This window comes from Desulfocurvibacter africanus subsp. africanus DSM 2603, from assembly GCF_000422545.1.
Classification (GTDB): Bacteria; Desulfobacterota; Desulfovibrionia; order Desulfovibrionales; family Desulfovibrionaceae; genus Desulfocurvibacter; species Desulfocurvibacter africanus.
This window is the reverse complement of record NZ_AULZ01000023.1, coordinates 17,758-38,452: the sequence shown is the minus strand read 5'-3', so window position 1 is coordinate 38,452 and position 20,695 is coordinate 17,758. Positions and strand designations below refer to the sequence as shown.

General features: G+C 62.3%; 18 protein-coding genes. 4 read left to right on the top strand and 14 right to left on the bottom strand.

Translation table 11 applies throughout. The annotated features are described in order from the left end of the window. Positions 1-29: 29 nt before the first annotated feature. From H585_RS0115085 to pilM, 12 genes are all read right to left on the bottom strand, one after another. Complete coding sequence (locus H585_RS0115085) at positions 30-1,715, bottom strand: polymer-forming cytoskeletal protein (protein WP_027368421.1); 1,686 nt, start codon at positions 1,713-1,715, stop codon at positions 30-32. A gap of 10 nt (positions 1,716-1,725) precedes the next feature. Then, a complete protein-coding gene (locus H585_RS0115080) occupies positions 1,726-2,235 on the bottom strand; it encodes a PulJ/GspJ family protein (protein ID WP_027368420.1) in 510 nt (169 codons plus the stop codon). A 2-nt stretch (positions 2,236-2,237) separates the two neighbouring features. Further along, positions 2,238-2,741: a PulJ/GspJ family protein gene (locus H585_RS0115075; RefSeq protein WP_027368419.1), complete on the bottom strand. Its 504-nt coding sequence runs from the start codon at positions 2,739-2,741 to the stop codon at positions 2,238-2,240. Then, a complete protein-coding gene (locus H585_RS0115070; RefSeq protein ID WP_034628214.1) occupies positions 2,738-3,184 on the bottom strand; it encodes a pilus assembly FimT family protein in 447 nt (148 codons plus the stop codon). Before H585_RS0115070 ends, H585_RS0115075 begins: the two co-directional genes overlap by 4 nt. An 87-nt stretch (positions 3,185-3,271) precedes the next feature. Next, the gene (locus H585_RS23850; RefSeq protein ID WP_051183179.1) at positions 3,272-3,682 is read right to left on the bottom strand and encodes a pilin; all 411 of its coding nucleotides are present in this window, start codon (positions 3,680-3,682) and stop codon (positions 3,272-3,274) included. 91 nt (positions 3,683-3,773) lie between these two features. Then, positions 3,774-4,988, bottom strand: coding sequence for a type II secretion system F family protein (locus H585_RS0115060; RefSeq protein WP_027368416.1), 1,215 nt, complete (start codon positions 4,986-4,988; stop codon positions 3,774-3,776). Between the two features lie 9 nt (positions 4,989-4,997). Continuing rightward, the gene (locus H585_RS0115055) at positions 4,998-6,698 is read right to left on the bottom strand and encodes a GspE/PulE family protein (protein WP_027368415.1); all 1,701 of its coding nucleotides are present in this window, start codon (positions 6,696-6,698) and stop codon (positions 4,998-5,000) included. Next, positions 6,695-7,726 carry an ExeA family protein gene (locus tag H585_RS0115050; protein ID WP_027368414.1) on the bottom strand — a complete coding sequence of 344 codons (1,032 nt, stop codon included), beginning with the start codon at positions 7,724-7,726 and terminating at the stop codon, positions 6,695-6,697. The genes H585_RS0115055 and H585_RS0115050 overlap by 4 nt, the downstream gene beginning before the upstream one ends. Before the next feature lie 3 nt (positions 7,727-7,729). Beyond that, complete coding sequence (pilQ, locus tag H585_RS0115045; protein ID WP_027368413.1) at positions 7,730-9,304, bottom strand: type IV pilus secretin PilQ; 1,575 nt, start codon at positions 9,302-9,304, stop codon at positions 7,730-7,732. A gap of 24 nt (positions 9,305-9,328) precedes the next feature. Beyond that, positions 9,329-9,832: a hypothetical protein gene (locus H585_RS0115040; protein WP_027368412.1), complete on the bottom strand. Its 504-nt coding sequence runs from the start codon at positions 9,830-9,832 to the stop codon at positions 9,329-9,331. Next, positions 9,819-10,382 (bottom strand): hypothetical protein, encoded by a 564-nt coding sequence (locus tag H585_RS0115035; protein WP_244432568.1) that lies wholly within the window; start codon positions 10,380-10,382, stop codon positions 9,819-9,821. The genes H585_RS0115040 and H585_RS0115035 overlap by 14 nt, the downstream gene beginning before the upstream one ends. 48 nt (positions 10,383-10,430) lie before the next feature. Further along, positions 10,431-12,281, bottom strand: a complete 1,851-nt coding sequence (gene pilM / locus H585_RS0115030) for a pilus assembly protein PilM (RefSeq protein ID WP_027368410.1) — start codon at positions 12,279-12,281, stop codon at positions 10,431-10,433. A 1,028-nt stretch (positions 12,282-13,309) separates the two neighbouring features. Between pilM and H585_RS0115025 the strand changes: the two genes are divergently transcribed. The 4 genes from H585_RS0115025 (at position 13,310) to H585_RS0115010 (ending at position 16,929) form a co-directional block, all read left to right on the top strand. Continuing rightward, a complete protein-coding gene (locus tag H585_RS0115025; protein ID WP_027368409.1) occupies positions 13,310-14,206 on the top strand; it encodes a deoxyribonuclease IV in 897 nt (298 codons plus the stop codon). Positions 14,207-14,450: 244 nt separating this feature from the next. Then, on the top strand, positions 14,451-14,861 hold the full coding sequence (gene speD / locus H585_RS0115020) for an adenosylmethionine decarboxylase (protein WP_014259067.1): 411 nt from the start codon (positions 14,451-14,453) through the stop codon (positions 14,859-14,861). A 651-nt stretch (positions 14,862-15,512) separates the two neighbouring features. Continuing rightward, positions 15,513-16,319 carry an EF-hand domain-containing protein gene (locus H585_RS0115015; RefSeq protein ID WP_027368408.1) on the top strand — a complete coding sequence of 269 codons (807 nt, stop codon included), beginning with the start codon at positions 15,513-15,515 and terminating at the stop codon, positions 16,317-16,319. Positions 16,320-16,641: 322 nt separating this feature from the next. After that, positions 16,642-16,929 (top strand): hypothetical protein, encoded by a 288-nt coding sequence (locus H585_RS0115010; RefSeq protein WP_027368407.1) that lies wholly within the window; start codon positions 16,642-16,644, stop codon positions 16,927-16,929. Positions 16,930-16,944: 15 nt separating this feature from the next. Here the strand turns inward: H585_RS0115010 and H585_RS0115005 are convergent, their stop codons facing one another. Together H585_RS0115005 and H585_RS0115000 are read right to left on the bottom strand one after the other, a co-directional pair. Continuing rightward, positions 16,945-18,264: a GGDEF domain-containing protein gene (locus H585_RS0115005; RefSeq protein WP_027368406.1), complete on the bottom strand. Its 1,320-nt coding sequence runs from the start codon at positions 18,262-18,264 to the stop codon at positions 16,945-16,947. A gap of 368 nt (positions 18,265-18,632) precedes the next feature. After that, positions 18,633-20,585, bottom strand: a complete 1,953-nt coding sequence (locus tag H585_RS0115000) for a molybdopterin-dependent oxidoreductase (RefSeq protein ID WP_027368405.1) — start codon at positions 20,583-20,585, stop codon at positions 18,633-18,635. Between the last annotated feature and the right edge of the window lie 110 nt (positions 20,586-20,695).

Here is a 20,695-nt window from a genome sequence, read left to right as displayed (position 1 = left end):
ATTGCGTGGTTTTGGAGCGGGACGGCTGATCAGTCCCAGCACTGGTCGGCAAAGACAGATTTGACGTACTTGATGTACGGCTGGTTGCCTGTATCCGCGGTGCCGTCCAGGGTGTGATACGAGCCGATGAGCTTGGTCTGGTTGACGAAGGTAAGGTTGTTTTTGGTCAGGATGGTGCCGAACCATGGGCTCTGGTTCTTGAGCGTAAAGCTGCCGTGGCTCTCGATGTAGACAAGGGCGGCCAGCTTGGGGTCGGCGGAGTCAAACGGCTTGTAGTTCTTGCCGTCGCAGGAAACCTGAATAGTCATGCCGTCACCCCAGGTGACATCGCCGGATACGAGTATTGTCAAGAAGTCTCGTGAGTTGTCCGGATTGCATGCGCCGTCCGTGCCCGAGAGATCCAGGAAAAGATCAGGCTGCGTCCCGGCGGAGACGGAGGAAAAGACGTAATCCACGCAGCTGGAGGCGCACGGGTCGGCGCACTCGTCGCCCGAGGACAGATAGAGCCTGTTCTGCCCACCCAGAGTCAACGCGCCATAAGTACCCGGAGCCAGGGGCTTCGAGCTGTCCTTGTCCCAGCCGATAGTCACGTTATTGCTGGGATCGGAGAAGAAGGTTTGCAGCTTGGGCATGGTGACCGCGCCGCAAGACTTGGGTGGCGTGGGCATGATCCTCGGCGGGGACGGCATTCTCGGAGAGCGCGAGCCATTCACCTGCCCACCCGTGGAATTGACCGTGACCGTGCCGCCCGCGATGGCGTCGCCTTCGATGGTGCCGCCCCAGTTGACGTTGATGTTCCCGGCCGCATGCACGTCTCCAACCACGGTGGCGGCGTTGTTGAGAATTACATTGCCGCCGGAGTATATGTTCCCCGCCACGAGACTGTTGTTGGAGCCCAGCTCGACGTCCCCGCCTGCATGCACGTCGCCCAGGATCCTGGCTCGGTTGCGCAGGATCACGTTGCCGGCGACATATACGCTCCCGTGCACGGTGGCTTCGTTGCTGCCCACTTCGAGGTCGCCTTGGGTGTGGATCTCCCCGCCCACCTCGGTATGGTTTTCCATGAACACATCATCCGCCGCGCAAATGTTGCCGCCGATCGAAGAGTGGTTGATCAGCCTGACAGTGGATTCGGAACGCACGCTGCCCGTGACCTCGACCTGGTTGCCGAGCGTGACGCTGGCTCCCGCAACGCTGCCGTCGATAGTGCCCTGATTGCTGACGGAAAGGGGCGTGTCCGAAGTGAAAAGGGTGTAGTCGACGACTTCGGTGGGCGTGGGGTATTCGTCCGATGGGTCGCCTGGGGTGCCGGAGTCGTCCTCCGGTGTATAACCCGTCGCATGCGTTTCGTAGTTTGCTTCGAAGGACGTGCTTTGTCCACTTATGCCCGTGGAAGCCATATCAAAAGTGCCGTCGCCGTTATTGGCGACTTGGAGCATGAAGAGCCCAGAGCCTCCCAGGTCGAACGACATGCCGCCCTTGGTCGCCATGTCCGTGAACCAGGCTTTTTTGTGCGCCTTGGCGTAATCCACTCCGGCCTGGGCCAGATGCATGGCCTGCAACTGCCGCCCGGTTTCCACCTGACCGGTGGCGGATGAAGTGGACAGGACCATCACGCCGGCCGCAAGAGCGGCGACAAGGGCCATGGCCACCATGAGATAGATGAGGATGAAGCCGGCTGAGGAACGGGAATGTCGCGGGCTGCGTGCGTCCATGCTCATCCCGCTACTCGGCCAGGCCCGGCGGAGCCACGCGGGTGGTGAAGGATTCCGAGATGCCCTGGCTGGTCAACTCCAAGGTGATTTCGATGGCTCGGGTATCCGTGCTCGGGGCCGCCGTGCAGGAGAGCATGGCGTTGCAGTAGCGCAGTTGGAAGCTTGTGACCCCATCCGCCAGCAAGTCGTCGTTGAGCAGCAGGCGTGTGGCGTTTCCCGGATCCAATTCCACGCTGACGGTTTCGCTGCTCATACCTCCCACGGTGTTGGGAATGTGAACACTGAAGGTGATGGAGGTGTCCGTTCCGGCGGTGATACCGCTCTTCACGGTGTAGGACAAATCCTTGGTCAGGCGCATGAGCGCGAGTTGGCCCTTCTGCGTCAGTTCGGCATTGCCTTCGGCCAGGAAATAACCCTGAAAGACGCCGGATAGCCCCAAGCTGCCCAGCACGGACAATATGCCGACCAGTGCGATGACCAATATAAGCTCAAGGAGGGTGAAGCCTGCGTCGCGCCGCATGCTCAAGTGCCCTGCCTGCTCAGGAGCAGCACCAGCGGCTGTCCGCCGTTGTCGATGATCAGCTTGAGAAATTTGCCGTAAGCCGCATGGCCTGTGTTGCCCGTCAGGTCGACCTCGATGCCCGAAGTGTCGAAGGTGATCCAGCGCTTCTGGACAACCGTATACGCTCCATAGGTGTTGTTCTGGTCCGATCCTTCCGCGCCGAGGCCGTCGGTGAAGTTGTCCCAGGCGGTGTCGCCGGGCGTGCCCAGCGCCGCGTAGCGCATCCGCACGTTGGCCGCCACCGCCGCCAGGGCCATGTCCGCATCCAGCCTGCCCACGGGTTCGTGGCTGCGGGTCACGGCCGGTCCCATGAAGGTGAACAGCATGGTCGCGGCCAAGGCCGTAATGGTCAGGGTCACGATCATCTCGATGAGTGTGAAGCCCCCTGATGTGGAGGATGTGAAGCGCGGCAGGGAGCGGCGCGCTGAACGGCGCGTGCAATCGGTCCTGATGACGGATTTCACTGCACGTACCCCGTGCCCTTGGTGATGGTCATGCTGCGGCCGATTGAGAAGGTCACGACGTGATTGGCGGCGAGGGGCGTACCGTTGAAGCTGGGCGCGCCACGGTAATCGAAGGTCAGGGCTCCGTTCCCGCCGGCGATGCTCACGCCGGCAGGCCAAGCGTACGTAGCCGAATCCGTGCCGGGGAAGACAGTGGAAGTGGCGGTCGCGCCGTTGTCCAGGAGCACGTAGGAATTCGCGTTAAGCTGGATGCCCCAGCTTCCTTGCGGGTCCTCACTCATGGCCCTGGCCTGGGCGAAGCGCAGGTGCGCCTTGAGCGCGTCCTCGACCGCCATTGGCTCGGCATCGGGCGAAATAGAGCTGATGGCCGTCACCGCCAGGATGCCGAGGATGGCGATCACGGCGATGAGTTCGATAAAAGTGAAACCGGAGTTGTCTGTCATAACATAAGTCAACAGAGTCTGCCGTGAACAGAAGCCGGAGGCCGCGCCAAAGCTGAACACGCTCTGGCGCGGCCACGCATACCCTGATTAAGGAACGTAGATTCCAGTAAAAGTCGCAGTGGCTTCAGAATCCTTGGCATCCACGATCGTGCAGGTAAAGGTATCCCCAAGCTTTGCACCCGTGCTGGTATCCGTAAGCGTATAGGCCGTAGCAAAGTTCGAATCTACGTTGGCGACATTAGTAATCTCAGCGCATTTCGTAAGTGATACGGCTGATGCGTTCCCAGCTACTTCAGCGGCATAGTTCAAGGCTGCAGCAGAGCCAAGATTACCAGCAAGACCCTTAACGGCTGCGGCACGTGCCTCTTTCTGCAAATCAATATACTTAGGCACTGCCACAGTAGCCAAAATGCCCAAGATGACGATGACGGCGATAAGTTCGATGAGTGTGAAACCGGCCTGCGCCTTTCTGTCGATGTCGCGTTTGCGAGCGGTCATGAGTTGTCCTCCAGCGATGTTGATGCGTTTTTGCATGATCAAGCCCAGCTTGCCAAATGTATAGACTCCGCCTGAACAGCGGTTTTCATCCTCAGCGCACCATCTTGGTCAGGTCCCACATGGGCATGAAGATGGCCATGGCGAAGAAGCCGACCACGCCGGCCATGCAGATCATGAGCAATGGCCCGATGGCCTGCGACATGGCCGCCACGGCATAGCCGACCTCCTCGTCGTAGTGCGCGGACACGTCGCGCAGCATCTCTTCCAGATTGCCGGACTCCTCGCCGATGGCCACCATGTTCACGACCATGGGCGTGAAGAAGCGCGCCTGGCGCAGGGGCGCGGCTATGCCTCGGCCCTGCTGGAGCTGTTCCTTGAGCCGTTCGAACTCCTGGCTGACGGCGCTGTTGCCGATGGTGCCGGCCAGGATGTCCAGGGACTCCAGCACGGACACGCCGCTGGCCTGCAGGATGGCGAAGGTGCTGGCGAAGCGCGACATGGCGGCTTTGCGCAGCACGGGACCGATGAGAGGCAGCGTGAGCAGCAGGGCGTCCTTGACGTAGCTTCCGCGCCTAGTGCGCAGGGCCGCGTGCAGGCTGACCATGGCCAGGACCAGCAAGGCCAGCAGCATGGGCCAGTAGTTGCTGATGAGCTGGTAGAGCATGATGCAGATGCGCGTGGGCAGGGGCAGCTCCAGCCCGAGCTTGTCGAAAAAGCCCATGAACTTGGGCACCACCGTGGTCAGCAGGAAGAAGAACGAGGCCGTCAGCGTGGCCAGCACGAACATGGGGTAGCGCAGCGCGCTGCGGATGTCGGACTTGATCCTGTGCTCGTGCTGCAGCAGGCGGATGAGCCGATCCAGCACGTCGCCCAACCGGCCGCTGACCTCGCCGGCGCGGACCATGCTGCAGTACAGCGGCGAAAAGATGCGCGGATGGCTGGAGAAGGCCTCGTGCAGGGTGCGGCCCGCGCGCACGTCCTGGTGCAGGCCGGCCACGACGCGCTTGAGCCGCGGGTTGGCCGCCTGCTCCTCCAGCACCTCGAAGAGCGTGAGCACGGGCACGCCCGCGGCGAACATGGTCTTGAGCTGCTTGGTGAACAGGATCAGCTCGCCGGCCTTGATTCCACTCAAAAGGCCGCCCAACAGGCCGGCCAACGGATTCCAGTCCGTGCCTGACCTTACCCCGGCCGGAATGAGTCCCTTGGCCGCCACGATTTCCATGGCCTCGGCCGCGTTCGCGGCGGAGATGCGACCCGTGACGCGCGCGCCGTTCTGGTCGATGGCCGTGTAGCTGTAATCCTGCATTCGCGTTCCTTAGAACATGACCGCTGAAAGGGCTTCCTCGATGGTCGTCTCGCCGCGCCGGACCTTGTCCATTGCGTCCTGGCGCAGGGTGCGCAGCTTGCCGGCCGCCGTCATGGCGCGGGCGATCTCGCCGGCCGAGGCCTTGCGCAGGATCATCTCCTGCACCTGCTGATCGGCCATGAGGATCTCGTAGATGCCCACGCGGCCGCGATAGCCTGTCTGCATGCACTGCGTGCAGCCCCGCCCGCGCCGGAAGGTCGCTGTCTTGTCAGCTTCCATCCCGAGCTGGCGCAGGGCCGTCCGACCAGGATCGTACTCCTCGGCGCAGGTGGGACAGACCCGGCGCAACAGCCGCTGCCCCACGGCCGCCAGCAGGACGGATGACACGAGGAACGGCTCAATGCCCATGTCCAGCAGGCGGGTGATGGCTCCGGACGCGTCGTTGGTATGCACGCTGGACAGCACGCGATGGCCCGTAAGGGCGGCCTGCACGGCGATGGCGGCGGTCTCGGCGTCGCGTATTTCGCCGACCATGATCACGTCCGGGTCCTGGCGCAGAATGGAGCGCAGGCCGCCGGCGAAGGTCATGCCCGCTTTGCGGTTGAGCTGCACCTGGCGGATGCCGGCGATGCGGTACTCCACCGGGTCCTCAAGGGTGATGACGTTCGCTTCGGGCGTGTTGATGAGGCGCAGCATGGCGTAGAGCGTGGTGGTCTTGCCGCTGCCCGTGGGACCGGCGACCAGGATCAAGCCATGCGGTCTGGCGCAGGCGGCCTTGAGCCTGTCCTGATCCTCCCCAAGCATGCCGAGCTGTTCCAGCCCGTAGCCGCCGGAGCTGGTGTCCAGCAGGCGAAGCACCATGTTCTCGCCGTGGATGGTCGGCATGCACGATGCGCGGATGTTGATCTCGCGGGTATCCATGACCGCCGAGAAACGGCCGTCCTGCGGCGCACGCGTCACGGCGATGTCCATGCCGGCCAGGAGCTTGATGCGCGAGAGCATGGGCGCAAGGAAACGCTTGGGCGGGGCCGGAACTTCCTGCAGCTTTCCGTCGATGCGGAAACGCACTTGCATGCGCTCCTTCTCGGGGCTTATGTGCACATCGCTGGCCCTTTCCTGCACGGCCTGCATCAGAATGGAGTTGACCAGCTTGACCGCCGGCACGTCGGCCTGGTCGTCACGCGTTTTGAGATCAAGCTGCGGGACCGTGCGGTCCTCGTCGCCCGAACCCTCCAGGCGCAACTCTTCCATGCCATCCAATACGTCGCCAAGGCCCGAGTACAGGCCATATATGGTACTGTGCAGCTGGTTCAGCTCCTGCTCGGAGCAGATGACCGGATCCACCTCGCATTTGGACGCGAACTCCGCGCTGTCCATGGCCTCGATGTCCAGGGGATCGACCATGGCCAGCAGTAGCAGCCGGCCGTTCAGGGACAGTGGAGCCAGCTTGAGCTGCCGGGCCATGTCCGCCGGGATGTGCCCGGACAGGGACACGTCCACCGGGAAGCGGCTCGGGTGGTACTTCTCTATGCCCATCTGCCGGCTGATGCAGCCGATGATGTCGCCCTCGCGGCAGATGCCGTTGGCCACCAGGTATTCGCCCAGCTTCCGCTTGCCGCGAGCCTTGTCCTGTAAGGCTTTATCCAGGGTCGCCTTGTCCAGCAGGCCGCTTTGCACGAGCATTTCGCCCAGGCGGGCCTTGCGTCTCATGATGCGTCCTTTCGAATGGCGGCACGGATCGAGGTCGGTCCTGTCGAGTGCTGGATCAGCGTGTCGGTTGCAATGAGCTGGCGCATGACTGGCTCGGCGGCCAACGCAAGCAGGACGATCAAGACGATGCTGGCTGCGGCTGCAAGCATGCGGCGCGGACGCTCGCGCTTCAGTCGAGCCTCGCTCGCCGGCGGCATGCCCAGGCTGGCCGTGTGTACCAGGCGCGGCGTGACGCGGACGCTGCCAGCAACGATGAGCGCGAGCACGAGGCGGTGGCACAAGGTCACGATGCGTCGCGGATAGCCGCCCGTTACGGCCTGGATGGCGCGCATGGTTCCGAAGGAGAAGCGCAGTGCCGGCCTGGCCGGGTTCTGTCGCCGGGCCTGGGCCAGGCGAAAAAGGATCAGGTCGCGCGTCTCACGCTGGCTGAGCGGCGCAAGGCGCAGAAAGAGATTCACGCGATCAGCCACGTTTTCCTGCCGCGCGAGCAGATCGGCCAACTCGGGCTGCCCGAAGAGCACGATCTGCAGCAACTTGTGCTCGTTGGTCTCGTAGTTGAGCAGCTCGCGCAGGGCCTCCAGGCATTCGGGCGAAATTTCCTGGGCCTCGTCCACCAACAGGACCACGATGCGCCCCTGGTCCACGGCCAGACGGAAGAGCCGGCTCTTGATGCGCTCCTTGAGCTGCGCTGCGCCAAGGCTGCGTTTGGGTCCGCCCACGGGCGGCGCGCCGCTCAGCATCTCGTCCAACATGGCCAGCATGGCTTCGGCGCTGGGCAGAGCCGGGTCCAGGATCAGGTGCGCGTCCACGCCCTCGTCCCTGGCCAGATCGCACAGGAGCCGGCGGCAAAGGGTGGTCTTGCCGAGACCAACCTCGCCGAGCACCACGTTGAGCCCTCGGCGCAGGCGCAGAGCTATTTCGAGCTGCTGCAGGCAGCTTGCATGCTGCGCGGTCGCATAAAAAAAGTCCGGGTCCGGCGAATTGGAGAAAGGCTCCCGCTCCAGGTCCAGCAGCGTGTAGTAGTCCATGGCTTACCTCATCCGCGGAGCTTTGCCGGCTGCCGGAGCACCGGCTGGGGCGGCCGCGGCGCGGAAAGGCAGCACGTGGGGGGTGATGAAGATGAGCACCTCTTCCATTTCAGCCTTGTCCACGTTGCGCTGGAACAGCCGGCCCAGCAGGGGGATGTCGCCCAGCCAAGGCACCTTCTGGTCGCGGCTTGAATCAAAGTCGCGCGACAGGCCGGAGATGACCACGGTCTCCCCGTCGTCCACCACGAGCACGGTCTCGGTCCGCTTCTTGATGATGAACGGGTTTCCTTGCACCGTGCGCGAGGTGTCGACTTCATCCTTCCTGACCAGGATCTTGAGCTTGAGCTGTTCGCGGTCGATGACGTGCGGGGTGATCTCCAGGCGCAGCACGGCATCTTCGAACTTTACGTTCAGATCGCCCTCTTCATCGGTGGCCACGTAAGGCACGCGCTCGCCGTTCTCGGTGAAGGCCATCTGGTTGTCGAGGGTCGAGATGGACGGTGAGGAAAGGATGTTCACCCGGCCGTTCTCCTGCAATGCGGAGAGCTGCAACTCCAGAATGCTGCCGCCGAGCTTGCCGAACATGAGGCCAAGCTGCGTGCCCCCTGCCGCCAAATCGGCTGGCAGGTTCACGCCGAAGCCCTGGCCGCCTATGCCTGTGCCAAGCGTGCTGTCATACACCCATTTGTTGTCTTCGAGACGGCCGTTGGTGCCGCCCGGAATGGCGAAGAGGTTGTTCCCGCTGCCGGAGGTCTGGTACACTCCACCCCACTGCACGCCCAGATCCCTGGCCGTGTCCTTGGTGGTTTCCACGATGTGCGCCTTGAGCAGGATCTGGGCCCTGGGCTTGTCCAGCTGCTCCACGAGCCGCAGTATGCGCCGGGATTCCTCGGGAGCGGCCTGAATGATGAGCGCGTTGTTGTGTTCGTCCACCACGAGGGTGCCCATGGGCTGCCCGGTGGGGCCGGTGGTCATCAGGGGCTGGAGGTTCTCCTTGAGCTTGGCCGCGTCGGCATAGCGCACGGCGACCACCGAGGTCTGCCTGAGGGCCAGGTTGCCGCCCATGGCGTTGGATACCGAGGCCTCGCGCTGGAGATCCTCGGCGCTTATGACCCGCAGCACCTGGCCTTGCCAGGCCCAGGTCAGCCCATGGCTCTTGAGCAGGCCTTCGAAGACTTGGCTCCAGGGCGCGTTGCGCACGTCCAGGTTTGCCTTACCCTGCACGCCCGGGGACAGCAGCATGTTCACCTTGGCCAGACGGCCCAGAGCGCGCAGGACCGCCGAGACCTCGGTGTCGCGCAGGCGCAGGGTCACCAGCGCGTCCGGCAGGCTCCGCTGTACGGCCGCGGGCTTGGCGCTCGCACCCTCGGAGCCGATGTCGGTGATTTCCGGCGCGTGCGGCTTGGGACTGGGCGAGTGCCCCCTGGATTCCTGGGCCATGGTCTGCCACTTGGAAAAGAAAGGATCGGGCTCGGGTTTCTTATCGGCACAGCCCGCAACAAAAGCCAGCAGGACCAGCAAGGTCAGCATGGCCGGGCAGCCCGGCAGCATGTTGAGAGCGCGGTTTACGGTCGTCATATGTCTTTATCAATGCTCCTGCGGCTACTCATCGCCCGTATAGGGCAGGGTCACGCGCTCGCCGCCATGAGTGCGCTTCAGGGTCACGGCCTTTTTGGTGATGACCGCCACGTGATACTCGCCATCGGGAAGCAGGTCGCCGACCTGGTATTCCAGGCCGTCGATGATGGCCAACCTGAAAGCGCCAGCTTCCATGTATCCGTTGAAAGCCATTGTCGCCTTGGGTTCGGCATGAGTGTCCTGCTTACCTGCCTGGGCGTCCGGCTGTGCGGGTAGCGATCGGAATGGATCCGTGGCGGCCCAGGATTCCAGAGCCGCCTGAAGTTCCACTGGCTGTCTGACACCGGTTTGTCGCCGGCCCGCGAGCGACTGCAGCTCGGCCATGATATCCAATGCTTGGCCGGCTTCGGCCTGGGTCTCTTGGCGGACATCCGGTGGCCTGCTTGCGGGGCTGGCCAGCAACATCGCGCCGCTGCCAAGGGCCGCGAAGATGGTCAGGGCGACTAGCACTTTCTCACGCTTGGTCATTTGCTTGCCCAGACCGTGCGTTCCCGATCGCTTTGTCCTTGCCCGGTCGCGTGTTTTCCAGCTTGAGCCGAAGCCCCACCGCGAATTCCAGCCGCTGATCCGGACGGCTAATTTCCAGCGTTTCCACATCCTGCACGAAAGGCGCTGCGGCCAGAACCAGCAGGAATCTCCGAAAGGACTCCAGATCGCCGCCTAGGACGGCCGTGACTCGCATGGTCAGGGCCGCGGCATCGAGAGTTTCCGGTTGCGGCAGGATACGCGCGTCTTTCAATCCGGCTTTGTCGGCCAGCTTCGCCAAGGTCGACACGATATCCTGCACCGGCAGGCTGGGCCGCTTTTCGCTGGCAAGCGCCAGGCTGCTCAAGAGTTTGGCCTCGACCTTTTCGCGCTCCAGGGACTTGCGCAGGGGACGCAGTTTTTTGCGGGCGTCGAGTTCGGTCTGGAGCTCGACCATGCGCGCACGCAATTCGTCCTGGCTGTGCCGCTCGGGCAGGATGCCGAACAGGATGACGGCCAGGATCAGAACGAGGCTGATCCCTACCAGAACCATGCTTTGCCTGGAGATACGCATGTTAACGACGTTCACAGTTCTTGGGCTCTATAGGGCGGTTGCGATCGTGAAACGCAGAGCGGCCTCCTCCATCGATCCGGCATCCCGGCGGCGAAGAGTCGTCTCGCGCAACAGAGACGAGCCCTGCAGATTCAACAGATAGACGGCCAAAGCCGATTCCCTGGCCGCCGGGTCGCCCTGCGCCAAGCCCTCCAGGGTCACTGCAACGACGCCCTCCTGAGGCTTGCCTTCCGTATCCCGGCCGGGCTCCAGGCGCAGCCCCAGCAAGGCTACGCCAGGCGGCACGGAAGCGATCAGTTCGCCCACGGCCGCAGCCGGCAAAAGCTTGCGCTGGACGTCCCGGTGCTCATTGCGCTGCCGGCTGATCTCGCTGGCCAAGCTCAGCATCTCGTTCCGGGATAGCCCCTGCTCGGCGGCCGCAAATCTTGTTTCCAGCGCGCGAACCTCCTGGGCCAGCCCGAAACGCTCCATGCGCTCCAGGGTGTAGAATCCGCCGGCGACCAGCATGCCCAGCACACAGGCGGCTGTGGCCAGGCCCTCCATGCGCTTCCGCCTCCTGGCGCTCTCCCGGCCGGCGAAGGTGTTCAGCAGGTTGGGCGTCCAGCGGTCACTGGCCAGAGCCAGGCCCCAGGCTATGGCCAAGGCAGGTTTATCAGTGGCACGCCGCTGGGCGGCCGTGGGCATGAGCCGGCAACGGCTGGCAAATGGGTCCAGGACTTCCGGGGGCAGCCCGAGATGACCGGACAGGATGTCCATGACACCTTGATGCAGGCCTGCCGTGCCTTTGACCAGGAGCCGGGTGGCCTGGGGGTTGCCCATGATGCGCAGGGAATGGTCGAAGGTGCGTTCCACTTGGCGCGACAGCCGCTGCACTGCAGGAGCGGCCAATTCCAAGGCCTCCTGGGACGTGAGCTCGCTGCCGACTACTTCAGGTTTCGGCTCTTGCACAATCCCGAGTCCGCGGAAAAAAATCTGCTCGGCTTGCTGCATGTTCAGGGGCGGAGCCTTGAAGTGGCTGTCGTTGGCCCTGGCTTGCTCGGCATAGCCCTGGGCGATCTCTTCCATGATGCTGCCCAGGCCTGCGGTGATGACCCGACTGAGCAGGAGCCTGCCCTGGCGCACGATGTCGATACGCGTAAAGCGGGTATTGATGTCGACAATGGCGATGCACTCGGCTTGATCATCCAGACAGCCCGAGCGGATGTAATTCTGCAGAGCGAAGGCCGGGATGGCGATGCCGGCCAGGGGATAGCCGGCCTTGGCGAATGTTTCGCGCAGGCGTTCCACCGTGGCCTTGGGGGCCGAATAGGCCGTGACCAGCAACTTGCCGGGCTCACCAGCCTCGCCCTGAACCTCGAAATCGAAAATGGATTGCTCCTCGGCGAAGGAGCGTTCCTTCTTGGCCGTCCAGTAGACCGCATTGGCCAGCTCCGCGCCGGACAACGCCGGAACCTTGAGGTTCCATACATCAACCTTGTCCGAGGGTATGGTTGTCCATACGGCAAGCCCGCGCGCGGAACCGCAATGCCTGCAGAGTTGCTCGCGCAGAAAGGCCGGATAACGCTGGCTTTCCTGGGTCATATCCGACGGCAGCGCCACTCTGCACACGGCGGCGACCTGTCGTGTGCCGGCTTTGGCTGTCATCTTAACCATGCGCAGCTCGCCGTCCTCGACCTCCACACCCACTGCCGAGGCGGAACGCAGCGCAAAGCGACTTGAAAGATCTCGCACGTCATCCATGATTCGCCGCGCGAATCCTGTCCGGCCAGCGGCTTCGGACTTGGAACCTAGCTGAGACATGCCCTGCGGCGCCGGCCCGGAATTACGAATGACCTTGAGCAGCCGTTCCGTTGAGTTGATTTCTTTTAGATTAGTCATGACACGCCTGCTCGTTTACAGGAGAGCAGTGGCTGTATAAAAAACAGTATTCAAAATGTGGCGATACAAGGAAATTAGCGCATGCCTTGCGAATTGGTTTCGATACTCGGCATACTCCAGAACTCGTCCAGGCAAGTCGGTTAAATAAAAAGTATTTCAGAAACATAATGCTGTAGCAGGGCCTGTAAATGATACAGACAGAGTTTGCGCCTCGAGCATACGCATGACGACATGCTTAATCTGCAATCATGGTTTTCATTTGCATCCCAGCATGGAAATGCATGCAAAGAATTGCTTTGAAATACCAGGCACTAATTGTTTGGATAAATAACCAGGCCCAAGAGAGCCTTACTAGGGGGAGTGAGGGCTTTTGCGCTGCCGGCTATCGACACTGAAGTCGTACAATAGTAGCCACACACCGCCTAGCATCGAATCCGTTCCCCAGCAAGGGTTTTAAGCTGCTCCTCCCATGCGTTCGGCATTCGTTCTGATTCAAGGCAATCGGTTGAGCTGATAACGCGGCTACAGAACCTCCTAGTGCGCTGAAAAGTTTGGAAATTAATTAATCAGTAGCAAGGATGCATAATTTTTTGAATGATTATTTTATGATTTGTATCTAACTGTATAGTAAGAAAAACGTAATCGCCTTGCCTGGTTTGTAGCTACTCTGATTATCATTTCAACTGAAGGCAATTGATATTAATGTATTGGGACATTCAGATAATTATGCATGGATCATATCAGGCAAGAAAAGATAACAACGAATAAAAAGTGTAACGTGGTTACCTGGACGAACCTCAATTCCCCCATCGTTCGTCTACCTCACCCCACATACATGTCCGACTTCAGATACGAAAAGGCCTTGGAAACCATGGGGTCCTCCGGTAGTCATTTGTAAGTCGCAGCTTTCGCCTTCGGCGCTTGCAATTGACTACCCCTGGCCCCCGGATCCCCGCCTTTTGAGCGACTAAACGAGAAACCGCCCGGCCCTAACGCATGGTTGAGCCGAGGAGGACAAGGGAACAGCAATGCCGTTTCTTGGCGCACACATGTCCGCGAGCGGCGGCCTGCACAAGGCCGTGGAGCGCATTTCCGCCATTGGCGGCCAGGCCTTGCAGGTCTTCACGCGCAACCAGCGCCAGTGGAAGGCCGCGCCCGTCACGGACCATGAGGCCGAGGCCTTCCGCCAGGCCGTGCAGGCCTGGGGATATGGCCACCACATGGCCAGCCACGACTCCTACCTCATCAACCTGGCCTCGCCCCAGCCCGAGATCGCGGACAAGTCTCGTGCGGCCCTTGCCGAGGAGCTGGCGCGCTGCGGCAAGTTGGGCATCCCCCTGCTCGTGCTGCACCCCGGCGCACACCTGGGAACGGGTGTGGCAGACGGCTTGGCCAAATTGACGGAGAACCTGGACGCCGCCCTGGAGCAAGCGGCCAGCCTGAACAAAGACACGGAAAGCGTGACGGTGCTGCTGGAGAACACGGCCGGCCAGGGCAGCAGCCTGGGCAGCAGCTTCGAGGAACTGGCCGAGGTCATGACCTGCTCGCGTCATTCCGCACGGCTAGGCGTGTGCCTGGACACCTGCCACGCCTTTGCCGCGGGCTTCGACTTGCGCACAGACGAGGGCTACGCCGCTACCTTCGCGGCCATTGCCGGGACATTCGGTTTGGAACGCGTGCGCCTGTTCCATGTGAATGACGCCAAGACGAGCCTGGGCTCACGCGTGGACCGTCACGAGCACATCGGGCAGGGCAATATTGGGCTGGAGGCATTTCGCCGGCTGCTGAACGACGCGCGCTTCGTAAACCTTCCCATGGTCCTGGAGACGCCCAAGGACTCGGGTGACGGGCTGGAGCAGGACCGCGTGAATCTGGAAATGCTACACAATCTGCTTGGACAGGCCGCAGGCCATGTTTCGCCTTGATTCAATCCAAATTATGTCTTAAAAATCGGAAGCGGCGACGTGATGCCTTTTTGCGTCCGTTGCGCCAGAGCCGGCTGTAACCGGCGTCCGGACGGATGGAAAGTCCCTCCGCCGGAAGCTTGTGAACTTTAACAGGGAGTTGCATTCGTGGACGTAGACAGTCCCAGCCCCCGACGCGTGTCGGCAGGTCCCATCTTCAAGGGGGTGATTTTGCCCCGAACTTAAGCACTGGGAGGTTATTCCCATGATGAAAAGCGCCAGCCTCGGGAATCACTGCATTCTCGAACTGACCGGCTGCCCGGTCGATATTCTGAGCGATGAGCAGCGCATTCGCGAAGCCATCGCCAAGGTCAGCGAATCTTCCCTTTCCGCCCTGCTTCAATTGAGCAGCCACAAGATCCCGAACCAAGGAGTCACGGCTCTAGGGCTTCTGGCGGAATCCCATATATCCATTCATACTTGGCCTACCCTGGGCTACGCCGCCGTGGACATCTTCACGTCCGGCGACGCCGCGCGACCTTCCAAGGCCTGCGATCTGCTCTGCAAGTTTCTGCGCGCCGAAGGCCACTCCATGAAGGTCCTGCCGCGCGGCAGACGCATTGGCCGAGCCGTGTCTCCGACCCAAGTCCTGCAAGCAAAGGTCGCCATGGCCTGACGGATCGTCGGGAAGCCCGCCGGGGCTTTCCGCCAACGAGACAGACAAGCTGCATATAAAGCGAGCCTTCCGAAGGCTCGCTTTTTTGCGTCCCTTGCCGGTGATCAGCTGCAGCCCAAGCCCCAAGCCTGGAGGGCTCACAGCCCTTACCAGTGCGGCCCATGCAGCATTACAGCCATTGGGCGCGCCTTTCGCCGCCCGTGGCGCGTAGATTGCCGACAAGGTCGAACCCTCTCGCCTCCAGAATCGTCCCTCGCCAGCCTTGGACTTGCCATGATGCGCCACTGACGGCCGTAGTCAGCCCACCTTCCGATAGCAGCATGGTGCTCTAACGCATACTGAGCATCCTACACGCCGAACTGCCTTGATCATTTCATTGACGCGTCATTTCACTCTGCAAGCATTTTGGTATATCAACACATATTCCAATTCATTTTGACATGGGGATGTTTTATTTGGCGATCAGGATATATTCTAGACGCATGTGGAGCATATTAACTGCATGGATATTTTTTCTTATTATAATGTCCGCCATTCTCCGACAGGCTTATTCATCGGCAATGACTTTATCATTTCCCCTGTAATTCGCTTTGGACTATCACGCTAAAGTAGACATGTAGCCGGATCGAAGCGAATCCATGGAGGTGTCATATGAAACGACTTGCCAAACTGTGCAGCATCCTTGCAGCTCTTATGCTCATTTCGGCTCCAGCCTACGCCGCGCTCTTCGGCATCGGCGAGGACAAGGAAAGCAGCCAGCAAGAGACTGATCAGCAAGAGCAACAAGAGCAACAGAGTCAGGATCAGTCGGACTTCTCCACCTACGATCTTGACCAGGACAAGAACATTTCCCAGGACGAGTTCGATAAGGCCAAGCAAAGCGGCCAAGCCCCGCAAGGACAGCAGGAGATGGGCGCTCAGGAGCAGCCGGCAGGGCAGCAGACCCAGCAAGGCCAGCAAAGCGGGCCGCTGCAGAAGGAATTCCAGGAGCTTGATGCGGACAAGGATGGCGTCATCAGCCAGCGCGAGTTCGACGCCGCATCCCAGCAGGGCCAGCAGAATATCCAGGACATGGAATTCGATGACGCTGACGTGGACCAGGATCAGAATGTCAGCCAGGAAGAGTTCAAGATGGCCGTGCCCGCGCAGCAGCAGACCGAGGCCGAGCGGCTCTACCAGGAATTCGATGTGGATAAGGATGGCGTGCTTGACCAGGAAGAGTTCGACAAGGCCAAGATGCAGATGCAGGAGCAAGCCATTCCCATCGAAGGCGGCGGCCAGCAGGGTCAGCAGGAGATGGGTACCCAGGAGCAGGGACAGACGGGCAGCCAGCCCGGCATGACCGATTCTCCTCAAGGCCAGCAGGAAATGAGCACCGAGGAGCAGCCAAGCTCGACGGACAGCCAGACATCTGGCCAAACCGACGGCATGACCACCGGCGGCAGCCAGCAGCAATAAGCTTTCGATAGCTCCCTTACCCTAACCCCTCCCCCCGCCCCGGCCCCCTTCCTCAGGGGGCCGGGCATTTTCGTGCCCGGAATAAAAATTGGCTCGAAGACAGACAGCTTCCTTGGCCCGAAAAAGTTCGACATCGCCGCATGCCGCGCTAGACTAAAGCAGATTGCTTTTAAGACGCCCGCTCCGGCGTTGACGGCGCAAGTGAATTGCGCCTACGCCGAAGCTAGCGGCAAGCCATGCCGACGCATGGCTTGCAGAGCATTTTCAAAAGCAAAATGCTCTAAAGGCATGTTGGGCAAGCCATACCCGCACAGGAGGAGCCATGCTACGCACGATGAGCATTATTTTAACGGCAAGCCTGCTTCTGCCTATTTGGGCTGCGCAGGCCTCGGCCCAGGAACTGCCCGAGAGCGAAGTCGAAGCTTGGCGCGGGCCCATGAACGAGTTCTCGGCCTACGACATCGACCTGAGCGGCGGGCTGTCGCGCGAGGAGTTCACCCGCGCGGCCGATCCGCGCCTGGACGACCGCAGCTTCGACGAGTTCGACCTGGACCTGGACGAGGAGGTCGAGCCGGAGGAGTTGGAGGAGATGCTTGTGGAAGACAACTGATGAAGGCCCGGGGCCCTACTCTTCCCGCTCGACCCTGTTCCTGCCCTTCTCCTTGGCCCGATACAGGGCATCGTCGGCGCGCTTGACCAAGGACTCCACATTGTCGCCGGGCCGCAGCATGGCAACGCCGAGGCTGATGGTCACGACGCTCGGCAGGCCGGATTCGGTCGCCAGGCGATCATGCACGGCCAGACGCACGCGCTCGGCCAGCTCCATCGCGTGCTCCGAGTCCGTGCCGGGGAGCACGAGGAGGAACTCCTCGCCACCAAAGCGCCCAACCACGTCGTAGCCGCGCACTGCTTCACGCGCGATGCGCGCCAAGGCCTTGAGCACCGTGTCGCCCTTCTGGTGGCCGTGAGTGTCGTTGACGCGCTTGAAGTGGTCCACATCCATGAGCGCGCAAGCCAGCGGCTGCCCGGTGCGCATGGCGCGAGCCAACTCCTCCTCCAGGCGGGCCATGAGCTGACGGCGATTGGGCACGCCCGTGAGCACGTCCGTGTTGGCCAGCAGCTCGCAAAGGTCCTGGGCCTGGGCGATCTGCCTCCTGAGCCTGCGGAAATAAAGCAGCACCAGGGCAAGCAGGAGCATCGAGGCAGCCGCGGCGGCCGTCGCAGCTTGCCGGAACCATTGATCATGGCGGGCGAGCGCGCCCTTGATATCCAGGCGCACGCTAATGGCGCCATTGATATCGCCGACCTCATAACCCTGCTTGGCATGGCAAGACAGACAGCCCGCATCGATGCGCAAGGGCGCCATGTAGTGCAGCACGGCCGGCGCGGCCGGCCCCAGATCCTCCATGCGCCAGAACTCGGCATCCCCGGCCCGGAAGGCCTCCAGTCCTACGCGCTCCAGCTGGTCCGGGCCGTTGCGCGGGTTTAGGGGCCTGTCGCCGACCATGCGAAAGCTAAACAGCCGTTCCTGCCGCGAGTGTTCAGAAATTTCCACGACCATGAGCGCCGGGTTCTTGAGAGTCAGCGTGCGGCCGTCCGCGGTCTGAACGTCCGGGTGCTCCAGGTAAGGATTGGACTGCACCCCGTCGGTCTTCACGGCGTAGACACCGCCGAGGTTGGCGTTCCAATGCCGGGTCACGAGGATGCTTTCAAATAGGGAGCGGGCCTGTGCGAGCACGAGTTCGCGCATCTGGTTCTGGCTCTCGCGATGGATCCAGATGAAGAGCACGGCGATAAACGCGGCAAAGGTAAAAGTAGTGAAGCCCACGAACGCGGCATAGCTTCCCCACGGGCGGGACCATATGGGCGAGGCCGCGCGCTGCTCGGTTTGCGGGCCAGACTTATCCTGTCCGCGCATGTGCGTACGGGGGTGCTGCAAAGGCATGCGAATCTCCAATGGCTGCATGACAGGGGTGCGTGATCATATGATGCGGAAGGAAAAAGCAACAAGCGAAAAGATTCATTAAGCCGAAATTTTGCAACAACGATGGATGCATCGCCAGATTTGCCAAAGAGCCTGCCTGTGGCTTGATCGCTCATGCTACGTTAGATCATTTTGCTTTTGAAAATGCTCTGCAAGCCATGCCTCGGCATGGCTTGCCGCTAGCTTCGGCGTAGGCGCAATTCACTTGCGCCGTCAACGCCGGAGCGGGCGTCTTAAAAGCAATCTGCTCTAGACGCAGGGGATTACCAACTCATGCGTATTACGACATAGAGAGCAGGTTCGACTTGCAACAGCTTCGCGGACGCGCCTCAGCCCTGACGCAACCGCACCCGCGCCCCGTAGTAGGGCGTGCCCCGACCCAGGTCGCTCTCTTCGTCCGTGGTGAGCAGGTTCACGCCGTGGCCTGCCTTGAGCCAGCCGCCGCGCTCGGCAGCCAGGGTGTCCCGGCGCAGGCCCGCGTCCAGCTTGAGCGCCACACGCAACTCCGCCTTGTCGTTGCCGAGCATGGCCTCGTCGCCGTCGGCCAAGCCCAGCCGGGCAGCCTCCTCGGGGTGCACGCGCACCACGGGCAGGGGCGTGTGGCTGTCCAAGGTCCGTTCGGAGCAGATCTGGCGCGGCCCGCCCGTGGTCAGGAAGTGGTAGCCGCCATCCTTGGCGGGCTCCCGCAGGCCGAACTCCGTGAGGAAACGAAAGTTGCCCGTATGCGTGGGGAAACGCCGGTCAGTGTAGGGAGCCATGGGCGCCCAGGGAATGCGCACCGGCCCGGCCATGATGCTTTCAAAGCTCACGCCGGCGTCCTCCAGGGGCCGCACCAGGCGGCGCAGCCACTCCTCGTCGGGCCGGTCGAGCAGGCCCGCGGCCGGGTTGCGCCGGGCCAGGTCGCGTAAGATGTGGAACATGGGCCGGCACTCTCCCGGCGCTTCCATGGCCTTGTTCACCGGCCCGACATAGTTGTGGCCGTAGCCGGTCACGATGTCCGTCTCCTCCAGGAAGGCCGCGCAGGGCAGGAACAGGTCGGCGTGGTCCGAGGTGTCGTCCAGGAAATGGCCCAGATGGGCCACGAAGGGGATGGAGTCCAGGGCCTTGGCCACAAGTCCGGAGTTGGGGGCCATGCACACGGGGTTGGCCGCGCTGACCACCGCTACCCGCAGGGGCGTCTCCGACTGCTGGGCGGCCAGGATCTCCGCGCCGATGCGCGGCATGGACAGCTTCCTGCGCGGCGGGTGCAGGTCCTCGCCCCACAAGGACTGATCGTAGGGGCCGTACTCGTCGAAGCCCTGGGACACGCCGCCGCCCGGCAGGCCGATGTTGCCCGTGAGGGCGGCCAGGGCGTCGATGGCCCGCACGCTGTGGTGTGCCTGCTTGTGGCGGTGCAGGCCCCAGCCCAGCAGCACGGCCGCCGGTCGCCGGGCCATGGTCCTGGCCAGCAGTTGCGCGTCGGCCTCGGGCACATCGCAGGCCGCCAGCAGCCGGCCCAGGTCCTGTTGCCTAAGCAGATCCAGGTACTCATGGGCATGGTCCGCGTGGTTGGCCAGGAAGATGCCGTCCTCCAGCCCCTCGTCCAAGACGATGCGCGCGGCGGCCAGGGCCAGAAAGCCGTCCGTGCCCGGCCTGGGCTGGATGAAGTGGTCGGCAAGGGCCTTGGCGGTCTCGCTGCGCACTGGATCGATGAGCAGGATGGGCGCCTGCCGGCGCTCTCTGGCGGCGCGCAAGAGCGGCATCATGGGGGCCTGGGTCACGGCCGGATTACGGCCCCAGAGCACGATGGCCCTCGCGTTCATGTGGTCCAGGGGATCGTGGGAGATGCGCCGGCCCATGTCCAGGTTCTGGGCCGCGATGGCCGTGCCGCTGCACAGGGTGCCGGTCAGGGTGGTTACTCCGCCGAGCAGGGCGAAGAAGCGGGCGTTGAGGATCGTGAGCGCCGTGCGCTCGCCGAAGCCTTGGTAGTTCAGGATGCTTTCGGGCCCGTGGCTGTCCAAGGCCGTTTGCAGCCGCTCGGACAGTTCGTCAAGGGCATGTTCCCAGGATACGCGCAGCCATGACCCGGACTTGCCGTTGCTTTTACGCAGCGGGTGCAGCACGCGCTCGGGGTGCGCCAGCCGTTTCACGTAGGCGTTCGTCTTGCCGCAGGCCCGGCCGCGGGTCACGGGATGGTCCGGGTCGCCCGTGAGCGAAACCACCCGCCCGCCGCGCACCTCGGCCACGAGGCCGCAGCAGCCGGGACAGTCGCGGGTGCAGGTGGTTATCACGCGCTTGGTCATGTGCCTGATCTCCTTCCGCTGGTGCGGCTAGCTCATGGCTTCTGCCCAAAGGCCGGCTGGCGTCCTGAGTGCGGACGGCGAAACGCAGCCGACGCATGGCGGCTTGTCGG